The sequence below is a fragment of the Peptococcus simiae genome (genome assembly GCF_046097595.1).
GTDB lineage: Bacteria > Bacillota > Peptococcia > Peptococcales > Peptococcaceae > Peptococcus > Peptococcus simiae.
Genome location: NZ_JBJUVG010000031.1, coordinates 1 through 1,168 on the forward strand (window position 1 = coordinate 1; position 1,168 = coordinate 1,168).

Genomic DNA, 1,168 nt, shown 5'->3' on the forward strand with positions numbered 1-1,168 from the left:
CTTCTTCCAAAGATGAAATAGAATTTGCCTTGGTACTTTACTTTGTCAAATAACCTGAAGCCTTTAACCATGTAGGGGGCTTGGTTATTTCTAAGCTTTCCACCTTTTTGTATGTTCCTTTTATGGATCTGCCTATTGTGACACCGGACTTTTTTGTAGTAGAAGTAATGCTCCAGCCTTTTAGCGTGTAGGTTACCTGCGATGCAATAAGCATCTGTTCGCTTGTCTTTAGGCAGGTTATTTCTAATACGTTTGTTTTTGGTTAGATAACCATAGGTCAAGCTAACATTTGGATAGTCCTCTTTTAGCTTGCTGTAAAAGGCCCAGCGCATGATTCCCATAAAGGCGGCATCCCTAAAGGTTTTCCCTCTCTTGATGTTCAACTCTATGATTCCTTTGTGGTAGTCACCGTGACAGGTCTTACATAGGGTGATGAGGTTACCGGGACTATCGCCGCCTGTTTGCCTAGATTCAATATGGTGAACGTTTAAGATGGGGTCTTTCGACTTTCCCTTGCAGTGTCGGCAGGTATGACCATCTCTAAATAAGACGTATTCTCTGACGTTCCAAAAACCAAGCTGTTCACCTTGCTGGTAGTCTTTGCCTTGGATATCCGGATTTTTGATTTTTTGAATATCAAAGCTGGCAACTTCAACAATGATGTTTGTTATTGGAAGTAGGTTGTGAATATCTCTTACTATATTTAGATGGCTGTCTATCTTGTGCCTTATGCTGGGAGCGAGCCAACCCTTCTTTTTAGTTGAGGTCCGGTTGTCAAATCTAGGTTTTCGGTATCTTAATCTATTACGCCTAGTCCGGCGACATTCTCTTCTTGCGGAAAGCTTTTTCACAATATCGTTTCGGAGTTCGTATTCTGCTGAAAAAAGTTCTTTGTCCCTGGTGGTTGCAGATAGGCCTATTGTTTTAGAGCCTGCGTCTACACCGAGGGTGATATCCTGTGTCTTGTCCTCTACTTCGTAAAGCAGCTTGATGGTAAAAGGACAGTTTTTGACTACTTTTGCCTTGTTATCCCTCAATAGCCTTCTTACTTTACCGAACCTAACGGTCGGCATTAAGGGCTTGTTGTGGATATTTAAGACATAAACCATCAGGCTCTCCTTTCGTTAACCTTGTGTTTTATGCGATAAGCCAGCACACAAGAGCTGTA

The 1,168-nt window shown here is 42.0% G+C and carries 1 protein-coding gene; it reads right to left on the bottom strand.

Annotated elements, in window-relative coordinates; translation table 11 throughout:
- Positions 1-1,109, bottom strand: a 1,109-nt coding sequence (gene iscB, locus ACKQTC_RS09195; RefSeq protein WP_408978145.1) for an RNA-guided endonuclease IscB, incomplete at its 3' end; no start/stop codon positions are given.
- Positions 1,110-1,168: the final 59 nt, after the last annotated feature.